We start from the raw sequence: 14,367 nt of genomic DNA on the forward strand, positions 1-14,367 counted from the left end.
TCCGTCTCTGCCGATGGTCATCGGAAGCTAGCAACGGAAACCCCCGCGAAACCTTAAGCGAGCATTAGAGTCCTCTCACCTACGTCGCCTCCTGGAGGGTCAGCGGTTGAGGAGGTCGGCGGCTTGGAGTTGCTGCCAGATCTCGGATTGGTCGACCACGGTGACGCCGAGTTTCTCGGCCTTGGTGAGTTTGGCGGCACCGACGTCGGCGCCGGTGATGAGGAAGTCGGTGCTGGCCGAGACCGACGAGGCGATGGTGGCGCCGGCCTTCTCGCAGAGTCGCTGGAAGGCCGGGCGGGCCACCTTCTCGCCGGAGCGCGGGTCGCTGATGGAGCCGGTGACGACCACTGTCTTGCCGGCCAGCGGCGCGCCGGCCGCGACGACAGGTGGGAGATCCTCTTCGCGTACGTCGAGCGAGACGCCGGCCGCACGAAGTCGTTCGAGCTCAGGCCGTAGCCGGATGAGGTGCTCGCTCAGGGAGGCCGCGACCTTGGGACCGATGTCGTCGACGGCGACGAGCCCGTCGACGCCTGCGTCGGCAACCTCTTCCAGGGAAGCGAATCCCGCGCGGCACAGCCTGGCCGCGGTGCCTTCGGAGGCCATCGGGATCGCGAGACCGATCATCGCCCGGCGGAGGCCGACCTGGCGGCTGGCGTCGATCGACTCGATCATGCGGGCGGCCGAGATGTCGCCGATGCGATCGAACTCCAGCAGCCGTTCAGCGCTCAGCTGGTAGAAGTCAGACGGGTTTTCGAGGATGCCCGCCTCGGCCAGCCGCTCGATCCAGACCCCGCCGATGGCGTCGATGTCGGCGGCCGCGCGGGACGCCCAATGGATCAGTCGCCGTACTGTCTGGGCAGGGCACGCGACGTTCGTGCAGAACAGCTCGCGGCTGTTTCCCTGCTCGATCAGGGGCTGCTGACACGACGGGCACACGGACGGCGGCACGATGTCCCGCTCCGCGCCGGTGCGCTTGGACTCATCGAGGACGCCGGCAACGAACGGGATGACGTCGCCGGCACGGCGTACCAGGACCGTGTCACCGATCTTGATGCCGCGGGCGCGGATGACCTCCTGGTTGGCCAGCGTCGCGCGGGTGACCGTCGTACCGCCGACGAAGACGGGCTCCAGCCAGGCGACCGGCGCGATCTTCCCGGTCTTGCCGACGTCCCAGACCACGTCGGCCAGCACGGTGGTCTTCTCCTCGGCGGCGAACTTGTACGCCAGGGCGCCGCGTGGCGAGCTGGAGCGAGTGCCGGCCGCGGAGAAGGCGTCGCGGTCGGCCAACCGCAGTACGGCGCCGTCCAGGTCGTAGTCGAGCTCGTTGCGTTGCTGCTCGATCGTGGCGATCACCGCCTGCGCCGCGGCCGCGTCGTCGCAGTGGCGCATGTCGGCGACGGTGAATCCCATCGTCTGCAGGGCGCGCTCGAGGTCGGCGTCGGCGCTGTCGCGGTCGCCGAGCAGGTCGAAGGCCAGGAACTGCAGGCGCCGTTCGGCGACGGTGGCCGGGTCCTTGGCGCGGAGTGTGCCGGCGGCAGCGCCTCGTGGGTTGATCAGTGGCTTGTCCGGGTGGGCGGCGTTGTAGGCGGCGAAGGTGGAGCGCAACATGACCGCCTCGCCGCGAACCTCCGTGCGGTGCGGTACGTCGAGCCGGTCCGGGACTCCGTCCGCCAGCGCCCGCACGAGCGGAGTCACGTCGTCGCCGGTCGTCCCGTCGCCGCGGGTGATCGCTCGTGCCAGACGCCCGTTCTCGTAGACGAGGGCCAGTGACAGCCCGTCCAGCTTCGGCATGACCACCACCGGCTGGCCGGGGAAGCGACTGAAGAAGGCCTCGACCTGTTCGGGCCGCGTCGCCTTCTCCAGCGAGAGCATCGGCCGCGAGTGCCGGATCGGCGCGTGCAGGACCGCGGGCGCACCCACCTGCTCCAACGGGTTCGGGTCGGGCGCCAGCTGCGGGTTGGCGTCGATCAGCGTCCGCAGCTCGTCCTCGATCGCGTCGTACTCCGCGTCGGCCACCGACGGAGAACCGCGGTAGTAGGCGTCCCGCAGTACGACGATCTGATCGGCAAGTTCCTGAATGCGCTCCCCAACGTCCACGGGCAGGACACTACCGGCGCGCTCGGACAAACCGTCGGATCAGTCCGTGGTCATCTGGATGATCGTTCTGCCGCGTTCGGTGAAGGCCTTGGGAGCGTCGGCCAGAGGTCGGACGGCGCTGACGAGGGGGACGAGCCGGCCCTCGTGGAGACGGTTCGCCAGCTGGGCCAGCTGTTCGCGATGGGGCTCGACGACGAAGAAGATGGCCCGGCCGTCCTGCGGGTGGACGGTGGGCGGATCGGCGATGGTGACCAGGGTGCCGCCGGGGCGCAGCAGCGCGGTGGAGCGGTCGCGGATGTCGCCGCCGATCACGTCGAGTACGACGTCGACCGCCCCGGCGTCCTCGAGGCGATCGCCGTCGAGGTCGAGGAAGGCGTGGACGCCCAGATCGGAGGCCATGGCCTGGTCGGAGGCTCGGCCGGTGCCGATGATGTGGGCACCTGTATCGCGGGCCAGCTGTGCGGCGACGGAACCGACGGCGCCACCGACTCCGTGAATGAGGACGGTTTGGCCAGCCTTCAGCTGGGCGTGGTCGAACAGCGCCTGCCAAGCCGTCAGACCGGAGATCGGCAGAGCGGCCGCGGTGACGTGGTCGACGTCTGTGGGGAGCGGGGCAAGGTTGCGGGCCTCAACGGCGGTGTACTCCGCGAGGGTGCCGTTGCGGAGCCAGTCGGTCAGTCCGAAGACCCGCTGGCCGATCGTCAGCCCGGTGGTGCCGTAGCCGAGCTCGGCGACGACCCCCGACACTTCGTGGCCGGGGACCGTTGGCGTGCGGTCACGGCCGGCGCGGTCGGTCCACGTCCCCGGCCAGTCCAGCTCGCCACGGGTGAAGCCGGCGGCGTGCACCTGCACGATGACGTCGTTCTCCGCAGCGTGCGGATGGGGGAGATCGGTCAGGGTCAAGCCGGCGACGCCGGCGGCGCGGTCCTGGGCTGTGATGGCACGCATGACGATCCTTGCGGTAGTCGTTGTGATGGTCCGACCTCGACCGTACGCTCTGTTGGTCCGCCATCGGTGGGCCATTTGAGGGTAGAGGTGATGGGCCGCTTCTGCGGTGGATGGCCCATGACCGTTGTGCCGGATTGGACCAGTGGTGCGGTCCGGTCGCGCCGTACCGTCGAAGCATGATTATTCCCGGCACGGCCGCGTCGTCAGCGGCTTTGGAAGTCGCCTCCGCGTATCTGTCACCCGCGATGCTGAGCCATTCGCACCGCGTCTATGTGTGGGCGGCTACGTACGGCACGCAGCAGGGCATCCAGTACGACGCCGAGTTGTTGTTCGCGGCCGCGATGTTCCACGACCTCAGCCTGGTGCCGGAGTTCGACAGCCACACCGTCTCGTTCGAGGAGGCGAGCGGCCACGTCGCGCGGGTGTTCGCCACGGGTGCCGGTTGGCCGACGGAACGCCGCGAACGCCTCGGCGAAGTCATCGTCAGGCACATGTGGCTGGACGTCGACGCGGCCGACGATCCCGAAGGCCACCTGATGTCGCGCGCCGCGGCGGTGGACATCGTCGGAAAGAACCTCGACGACTTCACTCCCGCCTTCCGGGCCGAAGTACTCCAGCAACATCCGCGCCTCGGCCTCACCCCCGAGTTCCTCAATTGCTTCCAGGCCCAGGCCGACCGAAAGCCCACCAGCTCCGCCGCCCGCGCAATCCAGTCCGGCCTCGCCAAGAGAATCGCCGGCAACCCTCTCGACGCTCACTGATCCGGGGTATTGGTGCGGTGGGCAACTGCCCAGGTTTCCGCTTCGTGGCGGGCCTTTTCGGTCGATTCTCCGACCAGTTCGCCGGCCTCGAAGACGGTGACCGGGCCGGAGACGTCGACTCGGTTGGTACGGCGTAGCAGTTCGGCCAGGCCGTGGTCCACGCCGCTGAGGTACAGGCGGCCGCCCGCGGTGTGCAGGGCGGCGGCGTAGTCGGCCAGGACCTTGACGAAGGTCGCGCCGACGGAGGTCCGGCCCCGGAGCCGCAGGACGACGGCGGGTGCTTCGGCGCCGGCCGGATCAGGCAGTTTGGCGCCGAGGGTGCGGGATCCGGCGTAGAGCAGACTGCCGTACACATCGAGCACGATCGTCTGATGGCTCGGCAGCCGCTCGGAGGCCGGGTGCTCGGTCCACCGGCCGTCGCCGGCGGGCTTCAGTTCGACGACCTTGAGATCCATCGCCTCCTGGTTGAGTTGGAGCAGCAGCGACAGCGTCACGCCGAGCCCGACAGCGGCGGCGACCGGAAGGAACAAGGTCGCGAGGAACGTCGAGACGATCGCGATCTGCGAGGTGTGGCCGGTGCGCATGATCGTCTTCAGCTCACCCAGCCGGAGCGAACCGACGGCGGCGAAGATGAGTACGGCGGCCAGGGTCGGCATGGCGACGACTCCGACCACGCCGGAGAAGGCGGCGAGGATCACCAGCATCCACAGACCGGCACAGATCGGAGCCCACCGGGTGCGGCCCCCGACTGTCTGGTTCAGAGCGGTCTGGCCAACCGAACCGCCGACCGGCTGACCGCGGAAGAAGCCGGCCGCGAGATTGCCCACGCCCTGGGCGATGAAGTCCTGGTTCGCGTTCGAGACCGATCCGTCCCGGTTGGGTGCGGCCTCGGCGACCCCACTGCCCTGGACGAGGACGATGGCCGCGACGGCCAGCGCACCGGTCACCAGAGAGAACGACAGCAGGCTGAGGTTCGGCAGGTCCGGCAACGGAATGCCGGGCGGAATCTCCCCGACGTCCTCCACCCGTGCCACCGAATCGGCACCGGCGAGTATCACCACCGCGGTCGGGACAACCAGCGCGACCAGTGCGCCGACCGGAGCCAGCCGGGTCCGGGACAGGCCGGCCAGGATGCCGAGCGCTCCCAGCCCTGCGAGCAGGGACGGGATGTCGATGCGCGCCGGATGGGTCACGACGTCGACCGCCTTGGCCAGCGCGAATCCGCCACTGGCCTGCGCGCCGGTCAGGGCGGAGATCTGGCCGCAGAAGATGTTGACCGAGATCCCGGTCAGGAAGCCGATCATGACCGAGTGCGACACGAACCGCGTGTAGCGCCCGAGCTTCGCGACCCCCGCCAGGATCATCGCCACACCGGCGATGAGCGTCAGCAGGATCAGGGCGTCCGGCCGGTCCGCGGGATCCACGTCCGACAAGGCCGACCCGGCCGCCAACGCCGCCGCCGTGGTCGTGGTGATCACCATCAGCCGCGTGCTCGACGACAGCCCGCCTGCGACCGGACCGGCGAAACACGCATACAGGCCGTGGATCGGGTTCACGCCGACGAGTACCGCGGCTGCCATCCCGTCCGGCACACTGCTGATCGCGCCCGGCAGTCCGGCGACCACATCGGCGCGCACGTTCGGCCGCTCCGACCGCAGCCAACGGCGTACGGGATGTGCGCCCACGTCGGGTCGCCTCCTTCAGAAGGCCTGATCCAGAAGGGCCTCATCCTGTCCCGGCGCTGTCGAGCCTAGGGATCGGCCACCGCTGCGACCTCATCCCGGCAGGACGATCCGGGCGGACGAGCAGCTACTCCGATGTGCCGCTTCGTTCCGGAGAGAAGTCGCCGGACTGAGGTGGTTCGTCGGCCGTGCGCAGTACCTCGGCGGCCAAAGCATCGACAGAGCAGTCGAGATACTCGGCCAGCACGATCAGCAGCATGCCCGCCTCGGCCAGCTCGATCTGGTGATACGCGGCGAGTACGCCGGTGGCCTGCTCTCTGAGCGCGGCCGTCTCGGGGTCGTCGGTCCGGGGCCGATCGATTCCGTCGCTGGGCTGGAAGCCCATGATTTTAGACTTTCTGCTTCGCATGCGGCGTGGTGGTCACCGAATTCCAGCACGCCGACTATAACCCCGCGCAGGCGAACCCGACACCGGGCCCGTGCCGTGGTCACGGCTGGTCGCTGCGAAGGGCGTCGGGGCTGCGCAGACCTCTCGGCGTACGGCGGGATCGGGGTCCGCCGCTCTGGTCTTCGTCGGCCTGCTCGAGGTGCACGTAGCGGCGTCCGAGCGGACCGGCCGTGACACCGTGGAGTACGACGCTCAGGAACACCGTGAGCGCAACAACGGCGACGACCCGCTCGACGACCGCGATCTCGCCGAGCTGCTCGACCGCCAGCAGCGCGAACACCACCGATGCCAGGCCGCGCGGCCCGAACCATCCCACGAAGACAACGGTCGTGCGGTCCAGACCCGCGCCGAGCAGGGACACGGCGACCGGAACGATGCGGACGACAGTCAGACTCAGGACGGCGTACGCGAGGAGCGTGAGGTCGAAGTTGTGAAGGGCAATCGGTACCAGCGCGGCTCCGAAGAGGAACCAGACGGCGAAGGCCAGGACCTCGCCGAGCAGCTCCGGTAGCTCGACGGCGGTGTCCGCGTCGATCGTCTGCTCGTCGAGCGCTGCTCTGAAGGCGATACCGGCCACGAACGCCGCGATGAATCCGTTGCCGCCGAACGTGACGGCGAGGGCGAAGCTGCTGAGTGCGGCCGCAAGTGTTCCGAGTCGCCGTGCGCCCGTCGTCATCCACTGCCGGCCTGAGCCGACTGTCAAGAGCCAGGCACCTACTGTCCCGACCGCAAGGCCGGCGATGAGCCCGACGACGAGTTCGAGCAGCGCGCCACCGCCGTGGTCGGCGGTGCTGTCGTGACTTTCGATCCCGAACTGGCCGGCGGCGACAGCCAGCGTGAACGTGACGACCGGTGTGACGATGCCGTCGTTGAGTCCACTTTCCACGTTGAGTGCGCGCCGTAAACGCATGGGGATCAGGCGATCGTTGATCACCTGGGCGCTGAGAGCAGCGTCGGTCGGAGCCAGCGTGGCGCCGACGAAGCCCGCGAGTGCCCAGGTGAAATCGTCGAAGAACCACGCGGCCAGGAGCGATCCCAGGATCACGGACAAGGGAAGGCCGAGCGCTAGCAGGCGGCCCGGCAGGCGAATGTCTTCTTTCAGCCGTGAGACGTTGACTCTGGCGGCATCGGAGAACAACAGCAGTGCCAGCGTCAGCTCCGCGAGCAGATGGACGGACGGGGCCTCGACGTCGACGGAGAGAGGCCCCCAGTCAGGGTTGCCGAGCGCATAGCCGGCGACAGCGAACACCAGCGGACCGGTGATGTTCAAGCGGGCCAGGAGATCCGAGATCACTGCCCACCCGAGGACGAGAAGCGCGAGTGCCGCGAACGTGCCCTCTGTCACCTCAGGCCTCGGGGCGTGGGGGGAGCAGACCCAGCTCCCATGCTCGCCGTACGGCCTCGTTGCGCCGGGACGCGCTCAGCTTGCGCAGGATGCTCCGCACGTGACTGCGCACCGTGTTGACCGAGACGTACATGATGCTGGCGATCTCTTCGGTGGTCAGCAGCTCGGCGAGGTACTCCAGCACCTCGTGCTCCTTGCTGCTCAAGGTGATGGTGACGACGAGTTCGTACTCGCGCCGGCCCGACGGGGCCGCCGTACCGTCATGTCCTGTTCCCGGCGCTCGGAGCCAGGCGTGACGCCGCATCAGTTCGCCGGTCGGCTGGAGCAACTTGCGCAGTGGTCGCGGCGCGTCCGAGAACGGCCGGCGGAGGTGCTCGGGTGCGGCCAGTCGCAAGGCGCGCTCCACATGGAGGTCGCTCCGGCCGGACTCACCTGTTCTGATCGACTCCGCGGCTTGCACCAGCCAGCTGTCGATCTGGGTCTCCAGGGAGGTCGCGCGCTGCGTGACCGGAGACGGCAGCGCTGGACCCCGTTCACCGGCCTCGGTCGCCGCCCGTTGCAGCACCAGGATCGATTCGACCTGGTCGCGGCCGGGGGAGTGCTCGATCACCGCCCTGGCCTCATGCGGCCGGTGCTGCGCGACGAGAATCTTCGCCTCGTCCACGACGAGGAGCTGGCCGAGCCAGTCGTCGGTTCCGGCGCGATAGCTGTTGGCGGCCGCCTTCAGCTCCGCACGGGCCAGGTCGGCATCTCCTCCGGCTCGCAGCACTCTGGCCCGGACCAGGGCCGCGAAGGCGCCGATAACCCGGACATCGAACGTCGGTACGGCGCTCGCGGCGCGATGCACCAGGTCCCGGGCTGCCGTGAGCTCACCCTGGTCCGCACTCACCCAGGCTCGGGCCACGATCGCCGACTGGGGCTCATCCAGGCGAGCCCCGGACGCCGTCGGCGCGGCGGCCTGTGCCGCGAGCTCGCCGGCCCGCCGCAGGTGGCCCCACACGGCCTCCACCAGCGCGGCCATCCCCGAGGCGTCGGCCAAGGCCTCGGACAGACCGGCTTCGTCGGCCATCGCGATCGCCTCGGCGAACGCCTCCGCGGCGCCAGGGAAGTCTCCGCACTGGAGCAGGACCCGGCCTTTGCATCCGGCAACGAGTAGCCTCAGCTCCGGATGGAAGGCCCTCGATCCCACCGACGCGGCGAGGCCGGCTTCGGCGGCGAGTGCGGCGTCCAGCGCCGTGGTGACGTCGGCCTGGAGGCTTGCACAGATCGCGTGCAACACAGTGATCGACAGCTCGTGCGCAGGTGTCCGAGGCGGGACACCTTGGTCGAGGCTGCCTCGAGCCTTGCGCAGTTCCGCCGTACACAGGTCGACGTCGAACTCCGCGAGTGCTCGAGCGGCCCGCACCACCTCGGCATCCGCTCCCTCGAGGTCGTCGGGAAGGTCGGCGACCAGCCCTCTCAGGAGCTGCCGTTGGCGACCGGCGAGGAGCTGCGCGAAGTCGAAGTCCTCCACCAGATACCGGGCCGCGTCGCCCCACTGTCCCGCCGTGATGGCGTGGCGGACCGCCGTCAGCCGCTGCCCGTTCTGCGCGAACCAGTCGGCGGCGGTGCGGTGAAGCTCTGGGACCAGAGCCGGTCGCTCGAACAACAGCTCGGCCCGCAGGAACTCCCGGAACAGCGACTGGTAGCTGTAGCAGTCGTCGGTCCCGGGAACCGGCTGGGTGAACGCGTTCCCGTGGGACAGGAACTCCAGCGACCGGCGGTCACAGACGCGACCCGTCAGCGCCTCGGCCAGCGCGGGCCAGAGCTGGTCGACGATGCAGGTCCGGAGCAGGAAGTCGCGCAGCGCGGAGGGCTGCGTCTGCAGTACCTCGGTCATCAGGAACGCCGCCACGTTCCCCACATCGCCGCGGAACTCCCGGATGGCCTGTGCGGTGTCGGCCTTCCCGGCCAGATTCATCGCCGCGAACGTCAGACCCGCCGGCCAGCCGTCCGTCCTGGCCCAGAGCTCTGCCACCTCGGCCGGCGTCAGCTCGAGGTTCTCGTGCCGCATCAGGCCCGCGGCCTCCTCGACCGTGAAGGCCAGGTCGGCGGCGCGGATCTCCGTCACGGTGCCCGCCAGCCGATAACGATAGAGCGGTAGCGGCGGATCCGCGCGGGTCAGCAGGACGATGCGTACGCCGGCAGTGCCGCGGATGAGGCGATCGACGCTGTCCCAGAGCTCCGATGCGAGGGTGAGGTCGCCGCAGTCGACCACGAGGACCAGCGCGGGCTCCTCGGCAGCGGCGGAACCCCTCAGGTGGAGGCCGTCGAGGACGGCCTGCAGCGAAGCCGCGGACTGCTCGCCGGCCGCGTCCACAGTGATGTGCCTGACCGGGCCGGCCCAGGTGCCGAGTGCCTCCCACGAGAACAGCAGAATCGTCTTCCCGAAGCCCGCGGGCGCGCTGACAAGCGTCAGCGGGCGCTGTACTCCTTGGCTCACCAGGTCCAGCAGGCGCTGGCGCACCACCGTGCGCCAGGGGATCGCAGACGGTCCCGGCCGGACCGTCTGCTCCTGGTTGTGTATCGGGATCAAGCGACGTCCGCGCCCGTCCCCTGCTTGCTGACCGCCCGGCATGTATCCCCTCCCGGCGATGGACCCCACGAGTGTTCGACGGGACGGTGCGCGGTGGTTTCACCGCAGATTTCGAGACGGGATGACACCGATATTCGTCGACCCTGCCCATGCTGCCTCAGGACCGGCGGCGGTAGCTCACCCCTCAGGGGTGAGGCGGGCCGACGCGTGCCACCGCCGGACTCGTTTCACCCTGGCAGGAGGAGGCGGGGTCCGGTCGGCCCGGTGCATGCTGACGCTGAGCTCGATGGCGGAAGAACGCGATCGAGAACCGGGGCAAAGGACTGAGAACGTGAGCGAGCTGAGGCGGTCATCCGGCGCCGATCTACCCGATCCCGGCACATCCCGCGGCACGAGCCGAACGATCCGGTCGTGGTGTGTCTACCTGGCCACCACCATCGGGCTTGTTTGCGCGATCGCCGCCTGGGGTCTGGTCGGGGTCGTCATCAGTGTGGTCGTCGTTGCGATGGCGACAGCCGTCGTCGCCTCGTCGATGTGGGGAGGGGACGGACGGGTCGCGGTGGCCAGGGTCGTCCGGGTCACGGTGGGTGCCGGGCTGATGACGCCGGCCGCCGTGGGCCTGATCGCGGTCGCCAAGGTCGCGGGCGTACTGGTCGTGGTGATCCTGGCAGTGACCACGCCGGCTCTCACCTCGCTCGTCCAGGCGCGACGCAAGGCCAAGGGGGATCGTCTCGTCGTACGGCCGGAGCCGACGACACCTCGCGACTCCGTGACGCCGCTCGCCGACGGTCCTGCGGCCAAGGCGGCGCCGGACCTCGGCTCGCTCGGCGACGAGGCGTTGTGCTTGGCCTGGCGCCGGAGCTTCCGCCTGCTGGAGACCGCCCCGACGGCTGCGGAGCGCCTGTCCGTCGTCGAGAAGCGTCAGCAGTACCTCGACGAGCTCCATCGGCGCTCTCCGGACGGACTCGCGGCCTGGCTCGCGTCCGGCGCACGAGCATCCGGCAACCCGCTTCCGTACGTCGACGATGCGCGGCGCCGAGCCAGCTGAGTCAAGGACCCAGCTGGGGCGCCGCGCCGTCACTCAGGCCATCGGGGGGATGCGCTGCTTGGTGGCTGAGAGCTGGATCTCTTCCTGCTCGTTCCAGTCCACGTCGCCCTGCCCGCCGATCCGCTCGCGTACGTCGGACCACCGGACGGTCAGGGCGAACAGTACGACGACGTCCAGCGCGATCATCAGCAGCGACCAGACCGGGTATGCGCCGAGCCAAGCGATCTGCGTCACCGCGTGCAGGCACACGAGCACGATGGCCGCGAACCTGGCCCACGTCTGCGCCGCGAGCAGGCCCGCTGCCACACCGAGCATGAGCAGCCCGGAGATGAGCAGCACCCAGCCGTAGCCGGTCGTGTCGACAACGATGAGGTTGTTCCGCGTCATGGCCAGGCGCTCGTCGTTGAACAGGGCGATGAATCCCTGGAAGACGTTGACCATTCCGATCACCACGAGCAGCGAGCCGGCGAACACGACGATGCCGGCCAGCACGCCCCCACCTCTCTTCTCAGCCATCTCGGTCTCCTCTGAATCGGCCGTCAGGCTCTGGCATCGTGGAGATCGCGACCGTGGACGGCCAGCGCCCAGATGACGAAGATGTCGATGGCGATGATGGTCAGCGCCCAGAACGGGTAGTACGGGATGAAGGTGAAGTTGGCCAGTGCACTCAGCACGGCCAGGATGATGCCCACGACCCGCGCCCAGGTCTGTCCCGCCATGACGGCGAGTCCGGCCAGCAGTACCGCGATGCCGAACAGCAGGTGGATCCAGCCCCAGGCGGTCGCGTCGAACTGGAACAAGTAGTTGCGGGTGGATACGTAGAACTCGTTCTCGAAGAGCGCCACCAGGCCGGAAAATGCCTGGAAGCCTCCGGACATCACCATCATGACGCCGGCGAACAGGATGAAGCCGACCGCCCAGCCGCTGACCTCGTGTGACTCGCTCGCGCCTTCGTACTGCGATGCTGCAGCCCCTTGTGCCACTGTCGTTCACTCCCTTGTGCACGTCGTGATCGAACCGTTCCGCCGCAGCGGAGATGGCACCAGGCTGACCCAGCACCCCGGCCGCGGCATCATCCCCAGGGGACGAGCGCCCGCTCAGATCTCGACGCTGACCGGAAAGGTGGCGATCCAGCCGACGGCGATGACGAACACGAGGCAGCCGACCCCGAGGAGGATCCAGCGCAGCCGGCGGCCGGCGATCTTGGTGCTCATCCCGGCGAAGAACAAAACCACGGCGTACAGGACGACGGTGAGCACATAGTTGCTCGCTATCTGTAGGTGGATCTCTGCCAGGTGCGGCCGTGCTCGGGCCGCTCGTCAGCGCCGGTTGCCGTCATCATCGCACGGAGGGGTCACAGTGAGCCCGATCAACTTGGTCTGGGAATCGATCAGGCTGATGGTTCGCTCCATCGCCGTCGGTTGCAGCCTGCCCACCCCGTCACCGTGCGGGTGGTCGAAGAACACCAGCAGGAACAGCATCAGGGTGATGACCACCGTCACGCTGCCCATCAGGACGCCCTGCGTCACCGCGCGCTCGCCCGGGTCGGCGAAGAACAGCAGGTACACGAAGATCACCGCCGAGATCACCGACAGGACCAGCCACAACGGCGTCGGGATGATCCCCTCCGCGCCGTGCACCCGGTCGATGCGTGCCTGTTCGCGGTCGGCGGTCTGGTCCATCCACCGGTCGTACGCCGACTGCTCGACCGGAGTTCGCGGATCGACGGCCGAGATCGTCCGGAACATCTCCACACCCCACGGGTTGACGGAGTTGCCGAGCGTGCCGGTGTTCACCGCGTTCCACTCGACCCCGGCGACGGACCGGGCGTAGCAGATCAGCTCGCCGGTGAGGTCCGTCCGGGCGTTGACGGGCAGGAACTGCGCCGTCTGAAGCTGCTGCGCCACGATCGTCGCCTCGGACTCGGCGCCGGCCCGCGACTGGTCGTACGACGTGAACGACAAGAAGATGATGAAACCGAGCAGCACGGAGAACCCGGTGGCCAGCACACCGAAGACACCCGAGGCGCGGTCACCGTCACTGAAGTAGCTGCCCTGCGGCGCCCGCCTGCGCACGAAGAGCATTGCGGTGACGGTGACCGCGGTCGTGAGGACCGTGATCACCAGGGCCCAGACGATGTTCATGCGCCGCTAGTTCGCGGTTCCGGGTACAGCTTGGGCTTCGGGCGGTGGGACGGGACGGGAGGCGGTCGTCGCCCGGCCGGCGCCGACCAGGACCTGCACGACGATCAGCAACAGGGCCACCAGTGCGAGCGACCAGAACAAGCGGGACGTCGAGATGTTGTTGCCCCAGAGCAGTACGACGGCGCCGACGAAGCCGATGACCACGCGCAACCACCGGGCGTTGACCGCGACCCATCGGCCCGCGGTGCCGACCGGGCCGTCGGCCAGGGCTCCGCCGATACCCTCCAAACCATCGCGTAGGGCGCCGCGCACGGCAGAGCCGGACTTGTTGGGTCCCGCGAACCAGCCCATCACGATGATGATCAAACCCAGCCGGAAGAAGACCTGCCGGCCACGCTCGAGGTAGGACAGCAGCTGGTCGTAGAAGACCGCGCTCGCCGGACCGAACGTCGTACCCGACAGGGCGTCGATGAACAGCTGCCGTCCGATGGTCAGCGCCAGCGCGATCAGCAGCGCGTTCCCCGCGAGTAGTGCACCGATGATCACCGTCGTCCGCGGACGCCGGCGCGAGAGCACCAGAGCGAGCAGATAGAGCGCCGCCACCACTACGATCAGCCACTGCGCCACCGGGTTCGCGAACGCGTAGATCGTCCGCATTTGCTTCACCTGAGGCGCTTCCACCAACACGATCTGCTTGTCGACGTCAGGGATGGGCACGTTCTGCAGGATGGTGAGTCCCCGGTCGACCAGGCGTTGCTTGACCTGGTCGATGACCTGGGAGACATCGAGGACGATCTGTTCACCCTGCAGCGAGACGGCGCCGGTCTGATCACCCCTCAGCACGCGCTGGAGGGTCTGCTGGGCTCTGGTGTTGGCGGCCGTCCACAGGTCGGCGAACGCGTCGGACGCGAGGAACTCCCGGACCTGGCGGTCGATCAGGCTGTTGATCGCGCCGGACAGCGGTCCGACCAGTCGCTGCAACCGCGGCCGGTCGGTGATGACACCGGAGAACACGTCGTTGAGGAGCGCCTCGATGTCGACCTGATCCTGGATCGTGTCGGTGACCTTGGTGGCGATGGCGTTCTGCACCTCCGGCGAGTTCACCAGAGGGCCGACGGTGTTCACGTAGCGCGTGGTGTCGTTCAGCGTGCGCTGTCCCCAGTAGGCGATCGCCGCCGGCGTCGTCAGCAACGCCGCCAGCACCAGGCAGACGATCACCGCGGCCGTACGCCCCCTGGACGGCCGCTTCGACTCAGTCGCCTCGACGGGCACGCTGCTCACTGGACCACCGGACGGGGTGGAGTCTGGGACAGACATGC

At 68.7% G+C, this 14,367-nt stretch carries 13 protein-coding genes; 2 read left to right on the forward strand and 11 right to left on the reverse strand.

Features of this window, described 5'->3' with window-relative positions; genetic code table 11:
• Positions 1 to 99 precede the first annotated feature (99 nt).
• Together ligA and E0H75_RS20560 are read right to left on the reverse strand one after the other, a co-directional pair.
• Positions 100 to 2,097 carry an NAD-dependent DNA ligase LigA gene (ligA, locus tag E0H75_RS20555; RefSeq protein WP_131515190.1) on the reverse strand — a complete coding sequence of 666 codons (1,998 nt, stop codon included), beginning with the start codon at positions 2,095 to 2,097 and terminating at the stop codon, positions 100 to 102.
• 39 nt (positions 2,098 to 2,136) lie between these two features.
• The gene (locus tag E0H75_RS20560) at positions 2,137 to 3,045 is read right to left on the reverse strand and encodes an NADP-dependent oxidoreductase (protein WP_131515191.1); all 909 of its coding nucleotides are present in this window, start codon (positions 3,043 to 3,045) and stop codon (positions 2,137 to 2,139) included.
• Positions 3,046 to 3,221: 176 nt separating this feature from the next.
• On the opposite strand from E0H75_RS20560, the gene E0H75_RS20565 reads away from it, so the two are divergent.
• Positions 3,222 to 3,806, forward strand: coding sequence for an HD domain-containing protein (locus E0H75_RS20565; RefSeq protein WP_131515192.1), 585 nt, complete (start codon positions 3,222 to 3,224; stop codon positions 3,804 to 3,806).
• Here the strand turns inward: E0H75_RS20565 and E0H75_RS20570 are convergent.
• The 4 genes from E0H75_RS20570 to E0H75_RS20585 all read right to left on the reverse strand — a co-directional run bounded on the left by E0H75_RS20570 (position 3,800) and on the right by E0H75_RS20585 (position 9,790).
• Complete coding sequence (locus E0H75_RS20570; RefSeq protein ID WP_131515193.1) at positions 3,800 to 5,491, reverse strand: SulP family inorganic anion transporter; 1,692 nt, start codon at positions 5,489 to 5,491, stop codon at positions 3,800 to 3,802. The genes E0H75_RS20565 and E0H75_RS20570 overlap by 7 nt on opposite strands.
• Before the next feature lie 124 nt (positions 5,492 to 5,615).
• Entirely contained in the window at positions 5,616 to 5,873 is a 258-nt protein-coding gene (locus E0H75_RS20575; protein ID WP_131515194.1) for a hypothetical protein, read from the reverse strand.
• Between the two features lie 103 nt (positions 5,874 to 5,976).
• Positions 5,977 to 7,281: a cation:proton antiporter gene (locus tag E0H75_RS20580; protein WP_131515195.1), complete on the reverse strand. Its 1,305-nt coding sequence runs from the start codon at positions 7,279 to 7,281 to the stop codon at positions 5,977 to 5,979.
• Between the two features lies 1 nt (position 7,282).
• A complete protein-coding gene (locus tag E0H75_RS20585) occupies positions 7,283 to 9,790 on the reverse strand; it encodes a helix-turn-helix transcriptional regulator (protein ID WP_131515196.1) in 2,508 nt (835 codons plus the stop codon).
• 397 nt (positions 9,791 to 10,187) lie between these two features.
• Here E0H75_RS20585 and E0H75_RS20590 point away from each other — a divergent pair, with 397 nt between their 5' ends.
• Positions 10,188 to 10,904 (forward strand): hypothetical protein, encoded by a 717-nt coding sequence (locus E0H75_RS20590; RefSeq protein WP_131515197.1) that lies wholly within the window; start codon positions 10,188 to 10,190, stop codon positions 10,902 to 10,904.
• A 33-nt stretch (positions 10,905 to 10,937) separates the two neighbouring features.
• Here E0H75_RS20590 and E0H75_RS20595 read toward each other — a convergent pair whose 3' ends face one another.
• The 5 genes from E0H75_RS20595 to E0H75_RS20610 form a co-directional block, all read right to left on the reverse strand.
• Positions 10,938 to 11,420 (reverse strand): DUF7144 family membrane protein, encoded by a 483-nt coding sequence (locus E0H75_RS20595; RefSeq protein WP_131515198.1) that lies wholly within the window; start codon positions 11,418 to 11,420, stop codon positions 10,938 to 10,940.
• 23 nt (positions 11,421 to 11,443) lie between these two features.
• Positions 11,444 to 11,887, reverse strand: a complete 444-nt coding sequence (locus E0H75_RS20600; protein WP_165553882.1) for a DUF7144 family membrane protein — start codon at positions 11,885 to 11,887, stop codon at positions 11,444 to 11,446.
• 114 nt (positions 11,888 to 12,001) lie between these two features.
• A complete protein-coding gene (locus tag E0H75_RS43140; protein ID WP_165553884.1) occupies positions 12,002 to 12,163 on the reverse strand; it encodes a hypothetical protein in 162 nt (53 codons plus the stop codon).
• A 60-nt stretch (positions 12,164 to 12,223) separates the two neighbouring features.
• The gene (locus E0H75_RS20605; protein WP_131515199.1) at positions 12,224 to 13,048 is read right to left on the reverse strand and encodes a bestrophin-like domain; all 825 of its coding nucleotides are present in this window, start codon (positions 13,046 to 13,048) and stop codon (positions 12,224 to 12,226) included.
• Positions 13,049 to 13,054: 6 nt separating this feature from the next.
• Positions 13,055 to 14,365: a hypothetical protein gene (locus tag E0H75_RS20610; RefSeq protein ID WP_131515200.1), complete on the reverse strand. Its 1,311-nt coding sequence runs from the start codon at positions 14,363 to 14,365 to the stop codon at positions 13,055 to 13,057.
• Positions 14,366 to 14,367: the final 2 nt, after the last annotated feature.

The organism is Kribbella capetownensis, assembly GCF_004331485.1.
Taxonomy (GTDB): domain Bacteria; phylum Actinomycetota; class Actinomycetes; order Propionibacteriales; family Kribbellaceae; genus Kribbella; species Kribbella capetownensis.

Bases quoted from the DNA above. Each gene is read 5' to 3' on its own strand.
- E0H75_RS20565 (WP_131515192.1), top strand. From the start codon at position 3,222: ATGATTATTCCCGGCACGGCCGCGTCGTCAGCGGCTTTGGAAGTCGCC.
- E0H75_RS20575 (WP_131515194.1), bottom strand. From the start codon at position 5,873: ATGGGCTTCCAGCCCAGCGACGGAATCGATCGGCCCCGGACCGACGAC.
- E0H75_RS20560 (WP_131515191.1), bottom strand. From the start codon at position 3,045: ATGCGTGCCATCACAGCCCAGGACCGCGCCGCCGGCGTCGCCGGCTTG.
- E0H75_RS20605 (WP_131515199.1), bottom strand. From the start codon at position 13,048: ATGAACATCGTCTGGGCCCTGGTGATCACGGTCCTCACGACCGCGGTC.
- E0H75_RS20595 (WP_131515198.1), bottom strand. From the start codon at position 11,420: ATGGCTGAGAAGAGAGGTGGGGGCGTGCTGGCCGGCATCGTCGTGTTC.
- E0H75_RS20610 (WP_131515200.1), bottom strand. From the start codon at position 14,365: ATGTCTGTCCCAGACTCCACCCCGTCCGGTGGTCCAGTGAGCAGCGTG.